12 protein-coding genes are annotated in these 19,192 nt (G+C 69.8%); 4 read left to right on the forward strand and 8 right to left on the reverse strand.

From position 1 onward, the window contains the following. Nucleotides 1-65: 65 nt before the first annotated feature. The 7 genes from HEP74_RS21460 to HEP74_RS21490 form a co-directional block, all read right to left on the reverse strand. Nucleotides 66-590, reverse strand: coding sequence for a carboxypeptidase-like regulatory domain-containing protein (locus HEP74_RS21460; protein ID WP_185814591.1), 525 nt, complete (start codon nucleotides 588-590; stop codon nucleotides 66-68). Between the two features lie 61 nt (nucleotides 591-651). After that, entirely contained in the window at nucleotides 652-2,115 is a 1,464-nt protein-coding gene (locus HEP74_RS21465) for a mannitol dehydrogenase family protein (RefSeq protein WP_185814592.1), read from the reverse strand. Between the two features lie 253 nt (nucleotides 2,116-2,368). Then, entirely contained in the window at nucleotides 2,369-5,113 is a 2,745-nt protein-coding gene (locus HEP74_RS21470) for a glycoside hydrolase family 3 protein (protein ID WP_255427827.1), read from the reverse strand. A gap of 3 nt (nucleotides 5,114-5,116) precedes the next feature. After that, nucleotides 5,117-6,769, reverse strand: a complete 1,653-nt coding sequence (locus tag HEP74_RS21475) for a glycoside hydrolase family 43 protein (protein ID WP_255427994.1) — start codon at nucleotides 6,767-6,769, stop codon at nucleotides 5,117-5,119. Nucleotides 6,770-6,822: 53 nt separating this feature from the next. Continuing rightward, nucleotides 6,823-8,082 (reverse strand): D-mannonate dehydratase ManD, encoded by a 1,260-nt coding sequence (manD, locus tag HEP74_RS21480; protein ID WP_185814594.1) that lies wholly within the window; start codon nucleotides 8,080-8,082, stop codon nucleotides 6,823-6,825. Nucleotides 8,083-8,092: 10 nt separating this feature from the next. Further along, a complete protein-coding gene (locus tag HEP74_RS21485; protein WP_185814595.1) occupies nucleotides 8,093-10,084 on the reverse strand; it encodes a sialate O-acetylesterase in 1,992 nt (663 codons plus the stop codon). After that, nucleotides 10,081-12,282 (reverse strand): alpha-glucuronidase family glycosyl hydrolase, encoded by a 2,202-nt coding sequence (locus tag HEP74_RS21490; protein WP_185814596.1) that lies wholly within the window; start codon nucleotides 12,280-12,282, stop codon nucleotides 10,081-10,083. Before HEP74_RS21490 ends, HEP74_RS21485 begins: the two co-directional genes overlap by 4 nt. A 182-nt stretch (nucleotides 12,283-12,464) precedes the next feature. Between HEP74_RS21490 and HEP74_RS21495 the strand changes: the two genes are divergently transcribed. Beyond that, on the forward strand, nucleotides 12,465-13,541 hold the full coding sequence (locus tag HEP74_RS21495) for a LacI family DNA-binding transcriptional regulator (protein ID WP_185814597.1): 1,077 nt from the start codon (nucleotides 12,465-12,467) through the stop codon (nucleotides 13,539-13,541). 28 nt (nucleotides 13,542-13,569) lie between these two features. Here the strand turns inward: HEP74_RS21495 and xylA are convergent, their stop codons facing one another. Next, a complete protein-coding gene (gene xylA, locus HEP74_RS21500; RefSeq protein ID WP_185814598.1) occupies nucleotides 13,570-14,910 on the reverse strand; it encodes a xylose isomerase in 1,341 nt (446 codons plus the stop codon). A gap of 522 nt (nucleotides 14,911-15,432) precedes the next feature. On the opposite strand from xylA, the gene ttcA reads away from it, so the two are divergent. From ttcA to HEP74_RS21515, 3 genes are all read left to right on the forward strand, one after another. Continuing rightward, nucleotides 15,433-16,320, forward strand: coding sequence for a tRNA 2-thiocytidine(32) synthetase TtcA (gene ttcA / locus HEP74_RS21505; RefSeq protein WP_185814599.1), 888 nt, complete (start codon nucleotides 15,433-15,435; stop codon nucleotides 16,318-16,320). 132 nt (nucleotides 16,321-16,452) lie between these two features. After that, nucleotides 16,453-17,361 (forward strand): recombination-associated protein RdgC, encoded by a 909-nt coding sequence (locus tag HEP74_RS21510; protein ID WP_185814600.1) that lies wholly within the window; start codon nucleotides 16,453-16,455, stop codon nucleotides 17,359-17,361. Nucleotides 17,362-17,953: 592 nt separating this feature from the next. Next, the gene (locus HEP74_RS21515) at nucleotides 17,954-18,733 is read left to right on the forward strand and encodes a YgjP family zinc-dependent metalloprotease (RefSeq protein WP_185814601.1); all 780 of its coding nucleotides are present in this window, start codon (nucleotides 17,954-17,956) and stop codon (nucleotides 18,731-18,733) included. The last annotated feature ends 459 nt before the right edge of the window (nucleotides 18,734-19,192 follow it).

A 19,192-nucleotide genomic window follows, 5' to 3' on the forward strand; every position in this document is an offset into this window, starting at 1 on the left:
GCGGCGCCTTGGAGACGCATATGCCTGCAGGCGGCGCGGCGAAACAGCGCGGCTCGTGCGACATGTCAGGGGCAGCTGCGCGACAGTTCGGCATACGTTTCCTGCGAAAGTTTGTTTGTCGTCACGGTGCTTGTGACGGAAGTTCCTACAGGCGCAAGTCTAACGGTCGCTTCATAGCTGCCAGGTGCTGGCTTGATCACGACAGGCTTGTAACCAGGTGCCGATACACCAAACTCGAACGGCAATGCGTCCGGCCCGCCAAGTTGGAAGCAGCCAGATGCTGCCGAGCGCGTTTCGTAGCCATAGAGGCTTACGATGGCGTCGGCGATGGGCTGGTCGGTAATGGCGTCCTTTGCGGTGCCGGCGATGTAGGTCGCGGGATGGCATGCCACCAAGTGGCAGCAACCAGCAAGCATCGCCGGCAAATCCATGGCAGCGGCCAGGCGAAATTTCATCATCGACCAGCCGAATGGCCAGCGTCGTCCTGCCCAACTCAAACGTTCCAGCAACTGGCGCGGCATGGTCACTTCACGAATTGCGATGCTAGTACCCGGATCTTCCACGCTTTCTGGCGTTGGAGGAATACCCACCCGGCTCCGTGAGCGCGATCGGCTTTGATTGGAGACGAGGCGAGCGCCGCGCTTGGCGCAGCTACGTCGGCTCGAGAGCGCGCTGTACTCCAGCAGCGCTGCCATCGCCGAGCGCGGCGTAGGCCCTCCGCAACGCCCGGACAAAACGCACATCTCCCGATAGCGGTGCAAATACGGCTTCCAGTGCAAGGAGCGCATCGACGTCATTGCCCGCATCGCCAGTCGCACCACGTCCGATCTCGTTCAGCACCTCGCTCAGCGGGTCCACCAGCGCCACACCGTCGCGCGCCTGCCGGCGCACGAACTGCATCCATGCTGCGATGGGCAGGCACAGGCGGTCGATGCGGCGGCCGGCCGCCAGGGCGTCGGCGATGGTGCCGAGCAGGCGCACCGGCAGTTTCTGCGAGCCGTCCCAGGCGATCTGCGCCAGGCGGTGGGCGATGGCGGGGTTGCGGAAGCGGGCGAGGATGGCGCCGGTGTAGTGCTGTGGGTCGAAGCCGGGCATCGGCTGTAGCGTCGGTGCGATGTCGTCGCGCATCAGGGTTTCGACGAAGGCGGCCAGTTGCGAGTGGCGCATGGCGTCGGCGACGGTGTCCAGGTCGAGCAGGGAGCCGAGGTAGGCCAGCGCGGAGTGCGGGCCGTTGAGCAGGCGCAGCTTGGCGCGATCGAAGCCGGCGATGTCGTCGCTCAGGGTGACGCCGGCGCGCTCGAAGGCGGGGCGGCCGTTGCAGAAATTGTCTTCGATCACCCATTGGCTGTAGCGCTCGCGCTGGATCGGCCAGGCGTCGTGGCAGCCGAGTTGCGTGACGACGCGTTCGCGCAGGGCGTCGTCGCTGGCCGGGGTGATGCTGTCGACCATCGAGCGTGGGAACGCGGCTTCGGTTTCGATCCAGGCGGCCAATGCCGGGTCGATGGTGTGCGCGAACTGCAGCACGGCGCGGCGCAGCTTGCCGCCGTTGTCGGGCAGGTTGTCGCAGCTGAGCACGGTGTACGGCGCCAGGCCCAGGCGCAGGCGTTCGCGCAGGCCGGCGACGAGGTAGCCGATGGCGCTGCGCGGGGCGTGCGGGGCGGCCAGGTCGTGGACGATGTCCGGATGGGCGAAGTCGAGCTGTTCGCCGGCCAGGCAGTAGCCTTTCTCGGTGACGGTGAGGGTGACCAGGCGCACCGCCGGGTCGGCCAGGCGGGCGAGGACGGCGGGTTGTTCGTCCTGCGCGCACAGCACTTCGCGGATGGCGCCGATGATGCGCAGCTCGGGGTGTTCGTCGAGCAGGGCGAGGGTGTAGAGGCCGTCCTGCGGGCGCAGAGCGTCGCGGACCTGCGGGCTGTGCAGAGAGACGGCGCAGATTGCCCAGTCTGGTTCGTCGGCGAGCAGGTCGTCGAGGTAGACCGCCTGGTGGGCGCGGTGGAAGGCGCCGGTGCCTAGGTGGACGATGCCGATGCGGACGCTGTCCAGAGCGTAGGTTGGGCGGGCGATGGCCGGCGGCAGGTTGGGGAGTGTGGCGGCGGTGAGGCGTGGTTCGGTCACGAGAGATCCAGGAGGGGATTTTTTCTGGCTGAGGCTTGGTCGGTAAGGCTGTCGGGACTGAAGTCCCTCCCACAGGGGAGCTGACGTGGGCTGGTGCTTGATCGGTAAGGCGGTCGCGGCTGAAGCCGCTCCTACAGGGGATCGCGGGGGTCCGGTGCGTGGTCGGTGACGTGACTGGGGCTGAAAGCCCGAGGCTAGCTGCAGCCACGGCTTCGGTGGTGCGAGCGGTGACGGCTCGCACCACCGATTGCGGTCACGGCCGCGGCGTTGCCTCCGCCGCGGGCGACGGCTGCACGCTGAAGCGCTGGCGGGCGCGTACGTCGCTGCTGGAGGCGCCGACCTGCAGTTCGTAGTCGCCCGGGTCTACCACGTAGGCCTTGCGCGCTTCGTCGTAGATGCGCAGGTCGGTCTGCGGGGAGATGGCGAAGCGCACTTCGCGGGTTTCGCCGGGTTGCAGGGCGATGCGCTGGAAGCCGCGCAGTTCTTTGGTCGCGCGTTCGCGCTGCGGCGACAGCGGGTGCAGGTACAGCTGCACCACTTCGTCGCCGGCGCGCTTGCCGGTGTTCTTCACTTTGAGCGTGGCGTGCAGGCTGCCGTCGGCCGCGAGCTTGCTGCGGTCCAGGCGCAGGTCGGAATAGGCGAACTGGGTGTACGACAGGCCGTGCCCGAACGGATACAGCGCGGTGCCGGCGAAGTAGCGGTAGGTGCGGCCCCGCATGGCGTAGTCGTCGAACGCGGGCAGCTTTTCGCTTTCCTTGTAGAAGGTCACCGGCAGGCGTCCGCCGGGGTTGGCGTCGCCGAACAGCACGTCGGCCACAGCGCTGCCGCCGCGCTGGCCGGGGTACCAGGCCAGCAAGATCGCCGGCACGTGCTGCTGCGCCCAGTCGATGGCCAACGCCGAGCCGGTGGTCAGCACCGCCACCACCGGTTTGCCGGTGCCCTGCAGCGCTTCGAGCAGCTCGCGCTGCGGCTTGGGCAGGCGCAGGTCGGTGCGGTCGCCGCCGGCGAAGCCGGGATAGTTGACCTTCATCTCCTCGCCTTCGACGTCGCCGGTGAGACCGCCGACGAACACCACCACGTCGGCGCGACGTGCGACGTCCAGCGCGTCCTGCAGCGGCGGCTTGGCGCCGGGCTGGCGCCAGGCCAGGCGCACGCCCGCATCGCGCTCGCCTTCGAAATACTCCAGGCGCAGGTCGTAGCTGCGGCCGGCTTCCAGGCGCACATCGACGCCGTCGGCATGCAAGCGGTCGCTGGCGCTCCAGCGGTCGATCAGGCGCTTGCCGTCCAGATACAGGCGCACGCCATCGTCGGCCGCGGTTTCCAGGTGATAGGTGCCGGTGGCTGGCGGCACCAGCTTGCCGCTCCAGCGGATGCTGAAGTTGTCGGCTGGGATGGCTTGGTCCGGGCCGGCTTCGCCGCGCGCGAGCAGGTTGTCGGTGGGCGAGCCGCGGTCCCACTTGAAGCCGATCTGCGCATCGGTGCGCACCAGCGCCGGGGTGCCGGACAGCTCGCGGTTGCGGAAGTATTCGCCGCGCAGGCCGCGCTCGGGCGAGTCGGCCGACGGGCGCAGGTATTGCGGTTCGATCAGCGGCGTGGCGGCGGGATCGTCGCGGCCTTCGACCAGGTCGGCGCCGCGTGCATAGAGCACCTCGGCGTCGGGCGCGGCCTCGCGGATGCCCTGCAGCACGGTGACCGGTGCGGCCGGCGTGCCGTAGTAGTTGCCGAGCAGCGCCATGGTGTCGTCGGCGGTGGGACCGATCACGGCAATGCGCTTGATCTTGTCGCGCGACAACGGCAGCACGCCGTCGTTCTTCAGCAGCACCAGCGATTCGCGCGCGGTGCGCCGCGCCAACGCGTCGTGTTCGGGCGACTGGTTGGCCGAGATGGGAATCTGCGCCCAGCGCAGCTGGTCCGGCGGATCGAACATGCCCAGGCGCATGCGCGAATACATCAGCTTCTGCAGCGCCTTGTCGACTTCGGCTTCGCTGATCAGGCCCTTGCGCACGGCGGTGGGCAGCGTGGAGTACTCCTCGCCGCATTCCAGTTCGGTGCCGTTCTTCACCGCCAATGCGGCGGCTTCCTCGCGGGTGGCGACGATCTTGTGGTTCTTCCAGATGTCCACGATCGCCCAGCAGTCGGACACCACGTAGCCGTCGAAACCCCAGGTGTCGCGCAGCACGTCGCGCAGCAGGAACTTGCTGGCGCTGGCCGATTCGCCGAACACGCGGTTGTAGGCGCCCATCACCGAGTCCACCTTCCCTTCCTTGACCAGCGCTTCGAACGCCGGCAGGTAGGTCTCGTAGAGGTCGCGCTGCGACGGGTGCGCGTCGAAGTGGTGACGGTCGGCCTCCGGGCCGCTGTGCACGGCGAAATGCTTGGCGGTGGCGTCGAGCTTGCGGTAGGTCTCGCCTTGCGCGTTCTTCGGCGCATCCGCGCCCTCGCCCTGCAGGCCCTGCACGAAGGTCACGCCCATGCGCGCGGTGAGGAACGGATCCTCGCCGTAGGTTTCCTGGCCGCGGCCCCAGCGCGGGTCGCGGAAGATGTTGATGTTCGGCGACCAGAACGTCAGGCCCTGGTAGCGCGCGTGCTGATCGTGGCGCAGGGCCTCGTGGTGCTTGGCGCGCGCCTCGTCGCTGATCGCGGTGGAGACGTCGTGCATCAGTGGCACATCGAAGGTGGCCGCCATACCGATCGCCTGCGGGAACACGGTGGCGCCGCCGGCGCGGGCCACGCCGTGCAGTGCTTCGTTCCACCAGTCGTAGGCCGGCACGCCCAGGCGCGGGATCGCCGGTGCGGCGTTCTGCATCTGCGCGGCCTTTTCCTCCAGCGTCATCCGCGACACCAGGTCGGCGGCGCGCTGCTCGAAGCTGCGCTGGGTGTCCAGGTATGGCGGCGGCGCTTCGGCGGCGGACGCCGCGCACGGCGCGATGGCCAACAGCAACGCCAGCGTCGCGACGCGGCGGCCATGTCCTTGGTACGGCGCAGTCTCGGTGTGCATTGCCTACTCCTTGTCGGATCGATCCGGTTCGCGGCGGGCGTACGGCCCGAGGGTGGTGCCGGTGAAACCGCCGGCCACGGCCGTGCTGAGCATCGCCGCATCGTCGTCGCGGCGCAGCCACTGCCAGTCCTGGCCATCGGCGGCGAAGGCGAAGGCATAGCGGCCGCCGTCGCCGGCGATCTTCAGGCGCAGCGCGCCCTTGGCATCGACGGCGCTGCGCGCGACGGTGGTGGTGCGCTTGCCGTCGCGCTTGTCGAGGAACACTTCGGCGCGCGCGCCGCGCCGGCGCACGCCGAGCACATACCAGGCATCGGCATTCTGGAATGCGGCCAGGCCGGCGACCAGGCCCGGCTGCGCCGGTATCTGCACGGCGGTGCTGGCCTCGAAGCGGGTGTGCTGCTGCCGGTAGCCCAGGAACGCGGGATTGCCGCTGCCGTCCAGGCCTTGCGTGTCGGGTTGCAGGGTCAGCCAGCCTGGGCGCGCGCGCAGATCCATCCATTCGCGCTTGGGCGTGCGTAACAGCAGCCAGCGGGGATCGCGCGGCGGCGCGTCGAAACCGTCGCGCCAGGTGAAGTTGCCGCTCAATGGCGCGGTATCGGCCTCGGCGCGCAGTCCGGCCGGGCCTGGCGCGACGTAGGGAATCGGCTGCCCGGCGGGCAGGATCGACGGCCAGCCATCGTGCCAGGTGACCGGCAGCAGGAAGGTCTCGCGGCCGGTGTTGTAGCGGTCCTGCGCGTACGGGCGGCTGGCCAGGAACAGCGCCCACCACTTCCCGTCCGGACCTTCGACCAGGTCGGCATGGCCGGCGTTGCTGATCGGGTTGGCGCGTTCGGCGGGCAGGTCGCGCTGGGTCAGGATCGGATTGTGCGGCGCCGGCACGTACGGCCCCCACGGCGTGCGGCTGCGCAGCGCCACCTGCGAATGCTGCGGGCCGGTGCCGCCTTCGGCGCAGGACAGCACGTACCAGCCGTCACGCTTGTACAGGTGCGGGCCTTCGATCCAGATCGGCTTGCTGGCCAGGTCGGTGCCGCCGTTGACCAGTACCTTGCGCGGGCCGACCGGCTGCATCCGCGCCAGGTCGAAGCGCTGCATCCAGATCGCGCGATGGCCTTCGTACAGCGGCGCGCCATCGGGCGGGCCGTTGTTGAGCAGGTAGGCGGTGCCGTCGTCGTCGAAGAACAACGACGGGTCGATGCCGTCGATGTCCGGCAGCCAGTGCAGCGCCGACCACGGCCCAGCCGGATCGTCCGCGCTGGCGATGAAGTTGCCGCCGCTGTCCACCGCGGTGCCGACCACGTAGAAGCGGCCGTCATGGTGCGCGATGCTGGCGGCGAACATGCCGCGCGACACGCGCAGGCCGTCGTAGTTCAGCTGCTCGGCGCGCTCGACCACGTTGCCGACCTGCCGCCAGTGCACCAGGTCGCGGCTCTCGAATACCGGGAGCGCCGGGAAATAGGCGAAGGTGGAATTGACCAGGTAGTAGCGGTCGCCGGCGCGGACGACGCTGGGGTCGGGATAGAAGCCGGCCAGCACCGGGTTGCGGTAGTGGCCGGGCGGCAGCGGCGTGGCGAACACCGCATCGTCGCCGCGGTATTCGAACCAATCGAATTCGGCGATGCTGGCGGCCTGCCCGCGTTGCGCCGATGCCGTCTGCATCGCCACGACACACAGCAGCGCCAACACCAGTGCGCGTCCCCAGCGCATGCGCGTCACCAGTCCCACATCGCGCCGTCTTCCAGCCGCGCCACCGGCAACTGCTTGGGCGCGTACGGATAGCGTGCGGCCAGGGTTTCGTCGATGTCCACGCCATGCCCGGGGGTCTCGCCGCAGTGCAGGCGGCCGGCATGGAACGCGTAATCGTGCGGGAACACCGCGTTGGCCTCGTCGGAGTGAAACATGTATTCCTGGATGCCGAAGTTCGGCACCCAGGTGTCGAAGTGCAGCGCCGCGCCCATGCACACCGGCGACAGGTCGGTGGCGCCGTGGAAGCCGGTGCGCACCTGGTGCAGCGCGGCGAAGTCGGCCAGCCGGCGCACGTGGGTGATGCCGCCGGCATGCACGATGGTGGTGCGGATGTAGTCGATCAGCTGCTGCTCGATCAGGTGCTTGCAGTCCCAGATCGAATTGAACACCTCGCCCACCGCCAGCGGCGTCACCGAGTGCTGGCGGATAGTTTCGAACGCGCGCTGGTTTTCCGCGGGGGTGGCGTCTTCCAGCCAGAACAGCCGGTACGGTTCCAGGTCGCGCGCCAGCCGCGCCGCCTCGATCGGGGTCAGGCGGTGGTGCGCGTCGTGCAGCAGTTCGATCTCGTCGCCATGGTCGGCGCGCAGCTGTTCGAACAGTTTGGGCACCACACTGAGATAGCGCGGCGTGGACCACACGGTTTCGGTCGGCAGCTCGCTCTCGGCCGGTTCGTAGGGCTTGCCGCCGCTGGAAATGCCGTAGGTCTTCTTGATCCCGGGCACGCCGCATTGCGCGCGGATGGCGATGAAGCCGAGTTCGCGGAAGCGGGCGACTTCCTCGCTGGTCTCGGCGATGTCGCGGCCGTTGGCGTGGCCGTAGACCAGTGCGCCTTCGCGCGAGCGCCCGCCCAGCAACTGGTACAGCGGCATGCCGGCCATCTTGCCGAGGATGTCCCACAGCGCCACGTCCACCGCGGCGATCGCGGTCATCGTCACCGGCCCGCGCCGCCAGTACGCGCCGCGGTAGAAGAACTGCCAGATGTCCTCGATGCGGCCGGCGTCGCGGCCGATCAGGTTCGGCACCACGTGGTCCTGCAGGTACGACGCCACCGCCAGTTCGCGGCCGTTGAGGGTGGCGTCGCCCAGGCCGTACACGCCGGAACGGGTGACGATCTTGAGGGTGACGAAATTGCGCCCCGGGCAGGTGACGATGACCCGCGCCTCGACGATCTCGCGATCGCGGGCCGAGCCTTGGGCGGAAGAAGCGCTATCGGAAGTCTGGGTCATCGCGGATCGCTCACGGGGAAGAAGCCGCAGCCGCATGGGCCGCGGACGGGAGGGAAAGTTCGAACGGACCGGCCGGCAACCCGGCGCGGTCGAACAAGGTGCACACCGGGCTGTCGGCCCAGCAATAGCGCACGCGGGTAGGCGCGGTACCGGCGGGAACCGGCAGGCGCACGCTGCGGCCCTGCAGTTCGGCCTGCGCGTAACGGCAACTGCCGGATGCCGCGCCGCACAGTTCGAAACCGATCGGCGCAGCGGCGCTGTAGGTCTGCAATGCGCCATCGACGTCGTCGAAATCCACCACCAGCGCCGCGCCATCGCGACGCAGCGCATGCGGCACCGGCCCGGACGGCGCCAGTGTTTCGCCGTAGACCACGTGCCGCGCCGCGCGCGCCAGGCGGCGGCCGAGCTCCTGCTTGTTGGCCGGGTGGATGTCGTAGCGGTCGCCGATGTCGATCGCCACCGCCATGCCGGCGTGCGGATCGGCGGCGACGAAGCGCCGTTGCGCCTCGCGCAGCTGCGCCCAGCCGCTGTCGCCGGGCTGGGTGGGCGGCGCGCCGTAGTTGGCCAGTTGCACCAGCAGCAGCGGCAATTGCGCACCGAAGCGCTGCCGCCAGTCGCGCTGCCAGGCGTCGAGCAATGCCGGATAGCCGGCGGCATCGCCGGTATTGGATTCGCCCTGGTACCACAGCACGCCGCGCAGGCCGACCCGGCCCAGCGGCGCGATCATGCCGTTGTACAGCGTGGTCAGGCCCGCGGCCGAGGACCACGGCGCGCGCGGCGGCGTGCCCAGCTGCGGCGGCACGATGCGGTACTGCCACCCGGCCAGCGCCACGCGGCTGCCGTCGCCCAGTTGCAGCTGCTGCGCCTGCGCAGCGCCGAGCAGGCCGCCGCGGCGGTAGCTGTTGTGCACGTTGACCACCACGGTGTTCTTGCCCGCGTGCAACGTACCGCGCGGCAGGCGATAGCTGCGCGGTTGGTCGGCGCCGTAGCTGCTGCCCACCGCCTGGCCGTTGACCCAGGTCTGGTCGAGTTCGTCCACCGGCCCCAGCGCCAGCGTCGCCTGCTGTTTCGCCTGCTCGGCGCTCAACGTGACCGTGCTGCGGTACCAGACCATGCCGTTGAAATTGACCAGCTGCGGCACGCCCCAGTCGTCCCAGGCGCCCAGCGCCGCCGGTGCGTCGCGCCAGTCTTCACTGGCATCGTCCGGCTGCCACGGCGCGCCGCTGCCGTGCGCGCGCCACCACGTCTCCCACAGCTGGCCCCAGCGCGGCGCCGCCTGCTGCGGATCTTTGGCGTAGCGCGCCAGCACGTCCAGCGCCGGCGCGTTGCCGTCCACCTTGCGCAAGGCCGCATCGCCGATCCACGCCTGCATCTGCGAACCGCCCCATGAAGCATTGATCAGCCCCATCGGCACGTCCACCGTCTTGCGCAGTTCGCGGGCGAAGTAATAGCAGGCCGCAGAGAACGCGCCCACCGTCTCCGGCGTGGTCGGTTGCCACGCGGCCGCGCCGCCGAACTGCGCCTGCGGGGTCGGGCTGGACTGCGCCGGCACCTTGAACATGCGGATCGCCGGCTGCTGCGCATCGGCGATCTCGCTGCGCGTATCCAGCGTGCGTTGCACCGGCAGTTCCATGTTCGACTGGCCCGAGCACAGCCACACGTCGCCGAGCAGCACGTCGTCGGCGCGCTGCACGCGGCCGTGCGCGGTGCTGGCCTGCAGGACGTACGGCCCGCCGGCCGGCAATGCCGCCAGCTGCGCCTGCCAGCGGCCCTGGCGGTCGGCACGCGCCTGCACGCGCTGCTGCGCCAGCTGCACCGTCACCGTCTCGCCGGCCGCGGCTTGGCCCCAGACGCGGATCGGCGCATCGCGCTGCAGTACCACGTGGTCCTGGAACAGGGCATTCAACAACGATGCGTCTTCGGCATGCGCGAGCGCGGGCACGCACAGCGCCGCCAACAGCAGGCGGCGCGCGATGTGGACAGAGGAGCGGTGCGGCGTCATTTCGGATTTCCCGGTGCGTACGGAAACGACAGCGATTGGTAATACGCCAGTGGATGCGGCGGCGGCGCGGTGCCGGGCGGCAGCGCGCGTCCGGACACCTCTTGCCAATACGCAATGCTGGCATCGCGCCACCACTGCGCCTCGCGCTGTTGGATCGCCAGGAAGTCGGCGACCTGGCGATAGCGCTGCGCATCCACGTACGGCGCCAGCCCGGCCCAGGTCGCGCGCATCCGCGCCACCTCGGCCACGCCGTGGTCGTAGCGGCCGAGCAGCGCATTCCACAGCGGCTGACCCGAGGCCATGCGATGGTCCCACGGCACGTGGTGGAACCACAGCAGGTATTCCTCCGGCACCGTGCGCACGTCGCCGAAGCGGCGCGCCAGCGGCGGCGCGTACTGCGCCACCGCGTTGCTGCCGGTGGCACTGCGGTCGAAGCCGATGCCGTTGCGGTCGGCGCGGTGGTAGTACACCGGATCCCAGTCCGGCCGCGCGCTGCCCGCGTCCCACGGCGCCGGGCCGTAATGGTGGCCGCGGCCCATCAGGTGATGCAGGCCGAGCGGGGTCATGTAATCGACCGCGGCTTCGTGCGAGGCCATCATCATGCCGACCACCGGCGCGACCAGCGCCGGATCGTTGCCGAAGGTCATCCGCACCCAGTCCTCGGCGATGGCCTGCGCATCGCCCTGCGGATCCCAGGCCAGCCGTCCGAACGCGTACCAGTTGGCCTGGTCGAAGATCGAGCCGCACCAGTTGCGGTCGGCACCGATGTTGGCGACCCCGGCGATGCCGCTGAGCGTATGCCCGTCCACCACGCCCTCCACCACCCGCGCCACCGTCGCGCGCTTGCCGCGTCGCGTGTCCGCTTGCAGGGTTTCCTGGTACAGCGTACCCAGGTAGACCAGGTGGGTGGCGAAGCCCAGGTACTCCTTGGTGATCTGGAACTCCAGCATCAGCGGCGTCTTCGGCATCGCCCCGAACAGCGGATGGAACGGCTCGCGCGGCTGGAAGTCGATGGCGCCGTTCTTGACCTGCACCACCACGTTGTCGCGGAATTTCCCATCCAGCGGCACGAATTCGCTGTAGGCCTGCTTGGCGCGGTCGTCCGGTTGTTCGTGCGAATAGACGAACGCCCGCCACATCACCACCCCGCCATGCGGCGCCAGCGCGTCGGCGAGCATGTTGGCGCCGTCGGCGTGGCTGCGCCCGTAGTCCTGCGGGCCGGGCTGGCCTTCGGAATTGGCCTTGACCAGGAAGCCGCCGAAATCGGGAATGCGCGCGTAGATCTCGTCCGCCTTGGTCTTCCACCAGCGCCGCACCGCCGGATCCAGCGGATCGGCGCTGCGCAGGCCGCCGATCTCGATCGGCGCGCTGAAGCGCGCGCTCAGGTACACGCGGATGCCATACGGGCGCAGCGCCGCGGCCAGCGCCGCGGTCTTGTCCAGGTAGGCCGCGGTCAGGCTCACCGCCTTGGCGTTGACGTTGTTCAGCACCGTGCCGTTGATACCGATCGAAGCGTTGGCGCGTGCGTAGTCGGTGTAGCGCGGGTCCACGTAGCCGGGCAGCTTCTGCCAGTCCCAGAGCGAGGCGCCGGCGTAGCCGCGTTCGATCACGCCGTCCAGGTTGTCCCAATGATCGAGCACGCGCAGCTTCACCCGCGGCGCATCGCGCAACGCCAGCGGCGCCGGCGCCTGCCCGGTCTGCAGCAGGCGCAGGAAGCGGAATGCCGCATACAGTGCGCCGCGTTCGCCACCGCCGACGATGGCGGTGAGCGGGCGGCCGTCGACCACCACGCTGCGGATCAGGTAGCCCTCTTCGCCCAGGCCTCGCGTGTCCAGCCGCAGCCGCGCGATCGCCGGCGTGGCCGGGGTGCCGAGCACGATCGCGCCGGCGCGGTCCGCGCTTGTCGCCAGCGGCGGCTCGGCGCCGAGCAGGCCGCCCAGGCCGCGGCGCAGCTCGTCGCGCGCGGCCTGCTGCATCGGCGTGTCGGCGCCGGCCACCAGCTGCGTGGCGGCCGCGCGCCACGGCGCGGCCTGCGCCTCGGCCAGCGGCTGGTAGCGCAACCATAGATCGTAGCCGTCCTCGGCCTGGGCCACGGCGATCGGCAACAAAAGCGCCAGCCACACGCAGGCGCTGCGCAGCCAGCTGCCGCGCAACGGGCGCCGACGCTGCTGCGCACGCAACCGCGGGTGGCCGCTCATGCGCGCCCCCGCTGGCACGGTGCCGACGCACGCTTGCGGTCGCCGCCCACCCGGCTTCCCGGTACCATGCAGGCGTCACTCGTGTCGGGATCCACACCGTGTCGCGGCGTCGCCGCACACGCGGCTTGCGCAGCACGTCCCCGGTCGCGAGCCACGCCCGCAAGCCAACGAAGAGGCGCATCTTGGAGAAGGTCAGGAAATCGGTTCGCCGCAAGAGCCTCGCCGTGACCATCGACGAGGTGGCCGCACTGGCCAAGGTCTCGCCGATGACCGTGTCGCGGGTGATCAACGGCCAGGGCAACGTGCGCGACAGCACCCGCGAGCAAGTCATGCGCGCGGTCGACACGCTCGGTTACACGCCGAACCTGGCGGCCAGCGCGCTGGCTGCCGCGCAGAGCACCCGGGTCGCGCTGATCTACAGCAACCCCAGCGGCGCCTACCTGGGCGAGCTGCTGGTCGGCGTGTTGCGCGCGGCCTCGCGCACCTCGATCCAGGTGGTGATGGACTACTGGGACGACCTCGGCGCCGAGGCCGAACGCAAGGCCGCGCGCAAGCTGGCCAAGAGCGGCGTGGCCGGGGTGATCCTGCCGCCGCCGCTGTGCGAATCGGATGCGGCGATCCGCGAGCTGGTGCGCGCCAAGGTGCCGGTGGTGGCGATCGCCTCCGACCGTTTCAGCGACCAGGTCGCCTGCGTGCGCATCGACGAATTCAACGCCAGCAAGGACATCACCGCCTACCTGATCGCGCAGGGCCACACCCGCATCGGCTACATCGCCGGCCGCTCCAACCTGTCGGCCAGCGCGCGCCGCTTCGAAGGCTTCCAGGCGGCGCTGGCCGAGGCCGGACTGCGCCTGGACCGGCACCTGCTGCAGCCGGGCGACTACACCTACCGCTCCGGCCTGGACGCCGCCGAAAAACTGCTGTCGCGCCGCCATCGGCCCAGCGCGATCATCGCCAGCAACGACGACATGGCCGCCGCGGCGATCTCGGTCGCGCACCGGCGCGGCCTGGACGTGCCGCGCGATCTGTCGGTGGTCGGCTTCGACGACACCTCCGCGGCGACCACCGTGTGGCCGGAACTGACCACCATCCGCCAGCCGATCGCGGCCATGGCCGATGCGGCGATCGACATCCTGTTGCGCAGCATCCGCAGCAAGGAACGCACGGCCCGGACGAAGATCGATCATGTGCTCGCTCATCAGCTGGTCAAGCGCGATTCGGTGGCCGCACCGACCGCCGCGCGCAGCGAACGGCGCTGACGCGGCGGCGCGGGCGGCAGGTTCCGCATCAGCGGATCAGGTACTGGTTGATCAGGTTCTCGTAGGCTTCCTGGCGGCCGCTGGCCTGCTTCGGTGCGCCGGCCTTGGCCGCGTGCGCCGCCAGGTCCGCCAGCGTGCTGCTGCCGGCCGCGAACGCCGCGCCGGCGCCGCTGTCGAAGCTGCTGTAGCGCTCGGCGCGCCATTGCTCCAGCGGCGAGGACGTCAGCAGCGCATGGGCCACTTCCAGCCCGCGCGCGAACGCGTCCATGCCGCCGATGTGCGCCAGGAACAGGTCCTGCGGATCGGACGACTCGCGCCGCACCTTGGCGTCGAAGTTCAGCCCGCCCGGCGCCAGCCCGCCTTGGCGCAGCACCACCAGCATCGCGCCCACCGTGTCGTACAGGTCGGTCGGGAACTGATCGGTGTCCCAGCCGTTCTGCGGATTGCCGCGGTTGGCGTCGATGCTGCCGAGCAGGCCCGCATCGGCGGCGACCTGCAGGTCGTGCTCGAAGCTGTGGCCCGACAGCGTGGCGTGGTTGGCCTCGATGTTGAGCTTGAAGTCCTGGTCCAGGCCGTGCTGGCGCAGGAAGCCGATCACCGTGGCGCTGTCGAAGTCGTACTGGTGCTTCATCGGCTCCATCGGCTTGGGCTCGATCAGGAAATTGCCTTTGAAGCCGATGCTGCGGCCGTAGTCGCGGGCGATGGTCAAAAAGCGCGCCATGTTGTCCTGCTCGCGCTTCATCTGCGTGTTGTGCAGGCTGGCATAGCCTTCGCGGCCGCCCCAGAACACGTAGTTCTCGCCGCCCAGTTCGACGGTGGCGTCGAGCGCAGCCTTGACCTGCACCGCGGCGCGCGCGACCACGTTGAAATCCGGGTTGGTCGAGGCGCCGTTCATGTAGCGCGGGTGCGAGAACAGGTTAGCGGTGCCCCACAGCAGCTTGATGCCGGTGTCGGCCTGGCGCTGCTTGGCGATGCCGACCATGTGCTGCAGATTCTTTTCGTACTGACCGACCTCGTCCGCGTCCGGCGCCAGATCGATGTCGTGGAAGCAGTAGTACGGCACGCCGAGCTTGGTGAAGAACTCGAACGCCGCATCGGCCTTGGCCTCGGCGCGGCCCAGCGCGTCGCTGCCGGCGTCCCACGGATAGGCGCGCGTACCCGGGCCGAACGGATCGGCGCCGTTGCCGCAGAAGCTGTGCCAGTACGCCACCGCGAAGCGCAGGTGCTCGGCCATGGTCTTGTCGCCGATGCGCTTGGTCGCGTCGTAGACCTTGAAGGCGAGCGGATTGTCCGAGGCCTTGCCTTCGAACGCGATGCGGCCGATGCCCGGGAAGTATTCCTTGGCGCCGATGTAGACGGAGTTGCTCATGGGAGGTGGAATCCTGTCGAGTGGGAGGAACAAGAAGACGGGGGTTCGGCCGCGGCAGCAGCGGAAGGCAGCGGGAGGGACCCGGGCATGCAGGAATGGAGCAGCGCCGACCCGGACATGCGCGTGGCGCGATCGCCGTGGCCGGCCCGCGCACTGGTGGCGCGGGTGCAGCAGGCGCAGTCACGGACGATGCTCAAGCGCCGCATCCGGTAGCCTGCATGCTTGGCGCGCCGCGCCATACGCGACGTTATGGTAGCGCTACCAGAAACCGCGCTAAAAAAAGCTTCACTGCGGAGGGAAGCCGACGGGGCCATCAGATGCGGTTCGCAAGCCGGGGGACAGGCGGACTTTACCCAGCCCATCGGCGAAACGCTTGCTGCGCTGCGCCATCCGTGTCCGCAGCGTGCGCGCCACCACAGTGCAATGCGCCGGCCGCAACGTGCGCCACGTCGCGATCTCGCGCGGGTAACGCATGCGTCCCGCGCAACGCGCTGTGCAGTGCGCCGACTACAATGCGCGCCGATGACCTCCGCGCCCCTGCCCCTGCCCCTGCCGCAACGCCTCGCCGATCCCGCCCCGCGCGAGCGGCGCACGCCCTCGACGCTGGGCAAGCGCCTGTGCCGGCAGGTCGGCCAGGCGATCGCCGATTTCGGCATGATCGAGGCCGGCGACAAGGTCATGGTCTGCTTGTCCGGCGGCAAGGACAGCTACACGCTACTGGACATCCTGCTGCAGCTGCAGCGCAAGGCGCCGGTGCCGTTCGAACTGGTCGCGGTGAACCTGGATCAGAAGCAGCCCGGCTTTCCCGCCGAGGTGCTGCCCGACTATCTGCGCGGGCTCGGCGTGGCCTGGCACGTGATCGAGCAGGACACCTATTCGGTGGTCACCCGCGTGGTGCCCGAAGGCAAGACCATGTGCTCGCTGTGCTCGCGGCTGCGCCGCGGCGCGCTGTACCGCTATGCCGCCGAGAACGGGATCAGCAAGATCGCCCTGGGCCACCACCGCGACGACCTCGTCGCCACCTTCTTCATGAACCTGTTCTTCCACGCCAGGCTCGCGGCGATGGCGCCGAAGCTGCGCAGCGACGACGGCCGCCACGTGGTGATCCGCCCGCTGGCCTACGTGCGCGAGGCCGATATCGCCGAGTACGCGCAGGCGCGCGGCTTCCCGCTGATCCCATGCACGCTGTGCGGCAGCCAGGAGACCTTGCAGCGGCGCCAGGTCGGGCTGATGCTGCAGCAGTGGGACCGTGAGCATCCGGGCCGCGTTGAGCAGATCGCGCGCGCCATGGGCAACGTGCAGCCGGCGCAGCTGGCCGACCCGGCGCTGTTCGATTTCCGCACGCTCGGCGCCGCCGATGCCGCGCCGGCCACGGCAGCCTGGTCGCTCGACGACGACGACGACACCTGAGGCCGCTGCCGGCGGCGCGCACGCGCCGCTGAACCGCGCGTTGCGGTATCCGGGCGGGAGCGATGCGACAATGCCCGCCGCCCACCCTGCGCATGGCGCCGGGCCGTTCCGTTTCCTTCTGCTGGATGCTCGATGTTCTTTCGCAACCTGACCCTGTTCCGCTTCCCCACCACCCTCGACTTCTCCGAGATCGACAAGCTCCTGCCGGAAGTCCAGCTCAAGCCGGTCGGCCCGCTGGAAATGAGCTCGCGCGGCTTCATCTCTCCGTTCGGCCGCGACGAGCACGAAGTGCTGTCGCACCGCATCGCCGAGTTCCTGTGGCTGACCGTCGGCGGCGAGGACAAGATCCTGCCCGGCTCGGTGGTCAACGACCTGCTCGAGCGCAAGGTCGCCGAGATCGAGGAGAAGGAAGGCCGCCGGCCCGGCGGCAAGGCGCGCAAACGGCTCAAGGACGACCTGATCCACGAATTGCTGCCGCGCGCCTTCGTCAAGTCCTCGCGCACCGACGCGATGCTCGACCTGCAGCACGGCTACGTCGCGGTGGACACTTCCAGCCGCAAGACCGGCGAGAACGTGATGTCCGAGATCCGCGGCGTGCTGGGCAGTTTCCCGGCGCTGCCGCTGAACGCGGAAGTGGCGCCGCGCTCGATCCTGACCGGCTGGATCGCCGGCGAGCCCCTGCCCGAAGGCCTGAGCCTGGGCGAGGAGTGCGAGATGAAGGATCCGATCGAAGGCGGCGCGGTGGTCAAGTGCCAGCACCAGGAACTGCGCTGCGACGAGATCGACAAGCACCTGGAGGCCGGCAAGCAGGTCACCAAGCTGGCGCTGATCCTGGACGACCACGTCTCCTTCGTGCTCGGCGACGACCTGGTGATCCGCAAGCTGAAGTTCCTCGACGGCGCCCTGGACCAGTTGGAGAACACCGACCAGGACGGCGTGCGCGCCGAACTGGACGCCCGCTTCGCGCTGATGAGCGCCGAAGTGCGGCGCCTGTTCCTGTTGCTGGAAGAGGCGTTGAAGCTGAGCAAGGCGGAGACCTGAGGCGAGGCCGGCAACATCTGGGCCGATCGCGCCTCGCGCCATCGGCCCAGACAGGCACCGCAGCCGGCCCATTTCCGGGCTGCGTTCGTCGCGGCTGAAGCCGCTCCTACACAAGCCGCGCGCCTGCTGGGCCGGGTGCACTGCAGGAGGGGCTTCAGCCCCGACCAGCAGCTCCCGAAGCCGGACAACTTCCCGACTTCGCTCGTCGCGACTGAAGTCGCTCCCACAAGGGACCCTCGGCGTACCGGCTGGGTGCACTGTAGGAGGGGCTTCAGCCCCGACCGGCAGCTGCCGAAGCCGGACAACTTCCCGACTCCGCTCGTCGCGACTGAAGTCGCTCCCACAAGGGATCTCGGCGTGCCGGCTGGGTGCACTGTGGGAGGGACTTCAGTCCCGACTGCTGCCAAGCCGGCCAGCTTCCTCACTTCGCTCGTCGCGGCTGAAGCCGCTCCTACAGGGGCCTTGGCGTGCGCTGTCCGGATCTGCTGCCGAACGACCCGCAGGCCACCGTGACCGGAACTCAGCTGAAGCATGCAGCGCGATCGGTGCGCGCTGTCACCGTGCGCGTGCGCATGAGCGGTATGCTGTGCGCATGCCCGATTTCCTCCGTCGCCTGATCGCGCCGCCCGCCGCGGCCGTCGAACGCGACCTCGTCCGCCTGCGGCTGGACGAGCGCGAGATCGAGGTGCTGCGCGTGCGCGACCCGCGCGCGCGGCGGATCAAGCTCAGCGTCGACGAACGCGGCGCGCGCCTGACTCTGCCGCTGCGCGCCAGCCTGGTGTCCGGCGAGCGCTTCCTGCTCGAGCACCGGCACTGGCTCGGCGAGCAGCTGGCGCGCTACCAGGACGAAGACGACGAGCCTGGCCTGCAGCGCGGCGTGCCCGGCTGGCTGCCGCTGCGCGGCGAACGCCTGCCGCTGCGCTGGAGCGAGGGCCGCTATGCGCGGCTGCAGGTCGATGCCGACGGGGCGGAACTGCAATTGCCGGCGCGTGCCGGCGATGCGGCGATCGCACGCGCGCTGCGCGAGTTCTACGAAGCGCAGGCGCGCGCCGACGTCGGCCGCTGGCTGCCCAAGTACCTGCCCTCGCTGCCGCGCGCGCCGGCGCGGGTGCGGCTGAAGGTGATGTCCTCGCAATGGGGTTCGCTGGCGCCGGACGGCTCGATGGCGCTGGATCTGGCGCTGGTGCTGGGCCAGCCCTCGGCGTTCGAGTACGTGCTGGTCCACGAGCTGTGCCATCTGCTGCAGGCCAACCACTCGCCGGCGTTCTGGCGCGAGGTGGAAGCGCGGTTCCCGGCCTGGCGGGCCGAGCGCGACTATTTCCACGCGCACGGTCGGCGCCTGAAGGCGCAACTGCGGCGGCTGTTGAGCTAGGGCATCGCGCGCGCCGTTGTTGCGCCCACGAGGCAAGGAAACGCAGGAAAGCATGGAGGCTGTTTCAGCCCGAACGATGGCGTAGCGCCGGGCGACGACCTGCCGGCCGCGATGCACCGCGTGCCCAACGACGGCAAGCCGGCCATGCCTGGACCCATGAGAGCGGCCCTGCAAGTTGGGCCTGTCAGGCCGGCAGCCAGCGTAGTGCGACACGGCCGCCCGGCGCGCAGTCGCAGCGCGCCGGGCGAATCCGGCGGCGTCTTCGGGAAGGGATCGCGCGCATCGAGGCGCGCAGCGCCGCGGCGATGGACAGATCGGAGAAAACGGAAGGACGGCGGGTTTCGCCTCAGCGCTGCGGAAGAAGAACTCCATGCGCAGCGCCCGGCAGGCCCCCTCTCCCCGCCTACCTCACACCTGGCGCGACCTCCGGCGCCAGCGAACGATACGGTCCGAGCGGCG

It is taken from the genome of Xanthomonas sp. SS (assembly GCF_014236835.1).
Lineage (GTDB): Bacteria > Pseudomonadota > Gammaproteobacteria > Xanthomonadales > Xanthomonadaceae > Xanthomonas_A.

Bases quoted from the DNA above. Each gene is read 5' to 3' on its own strand.
- HEP74_RS21470 (WP_255427827.1), bottom strand. From the start codon at position 5,113: ATGCACACCGAGACTGCGCCGTACCAAGGACATGGCCGCCGCGTCGCG.
- HEP74_RS21490 (WP_185814596.1), bottom strand. From the start codon at position 12,282: ATGAGCGGCCACCCGCGGTTGCGTGCGCAGCAGCGTCGGCGCCCGTTG.
- HEP74_RS21485 (WP_185814595.1), bottom strand. From the start codon at position 10,084: ATGACGCCGCACCGCTCCTCTGTCCACATCGCGCGCCGCCTGCTGTTG.
- HEP74_RS21515 (WP_185814601.1), top strand. From the start codon at position 17,954: ATGCCCGATTTCCTCCGTCGCCTGATCGCGCCGCCCGCCGCGGCCGTC.
- ttcA (WP_185814599.1), top strand. From the start codon at position 15,433: ATGACCTCCGCGCCCCTGCCCCTGCCCCTGCCGCAACGCCTCGCCGAT.
- HEP74_RS21475 (WP_255427994.1), bottom strand. From the start codon at position 6,769: ATGCAGACGGCATCGGCGCAACGCGGGCAGGCCGCCAGCATCGCCGAA.
- HEP74_RS21510 (WP_185814600.1), top strand. From the start codon at position 16,453: ATGTTCTTTCGCAACCTGACCCTGTTCCGCTTCCCCACCACCCTCGAC.
- manD (WP_185814594.1), bottom strand. From the start codon at position 8,082: ATGACCCAGACTTCCGATAGCGCTTCTTCCGCCCAAGGCTCGGCCCGC.
- xylA (WP_185814598.1), bottom strand. From the start codon at position 14,910: ATGAGCAACTCCGTCTACATCGGCGCCAAGGAATACTTCCCGGGCATC.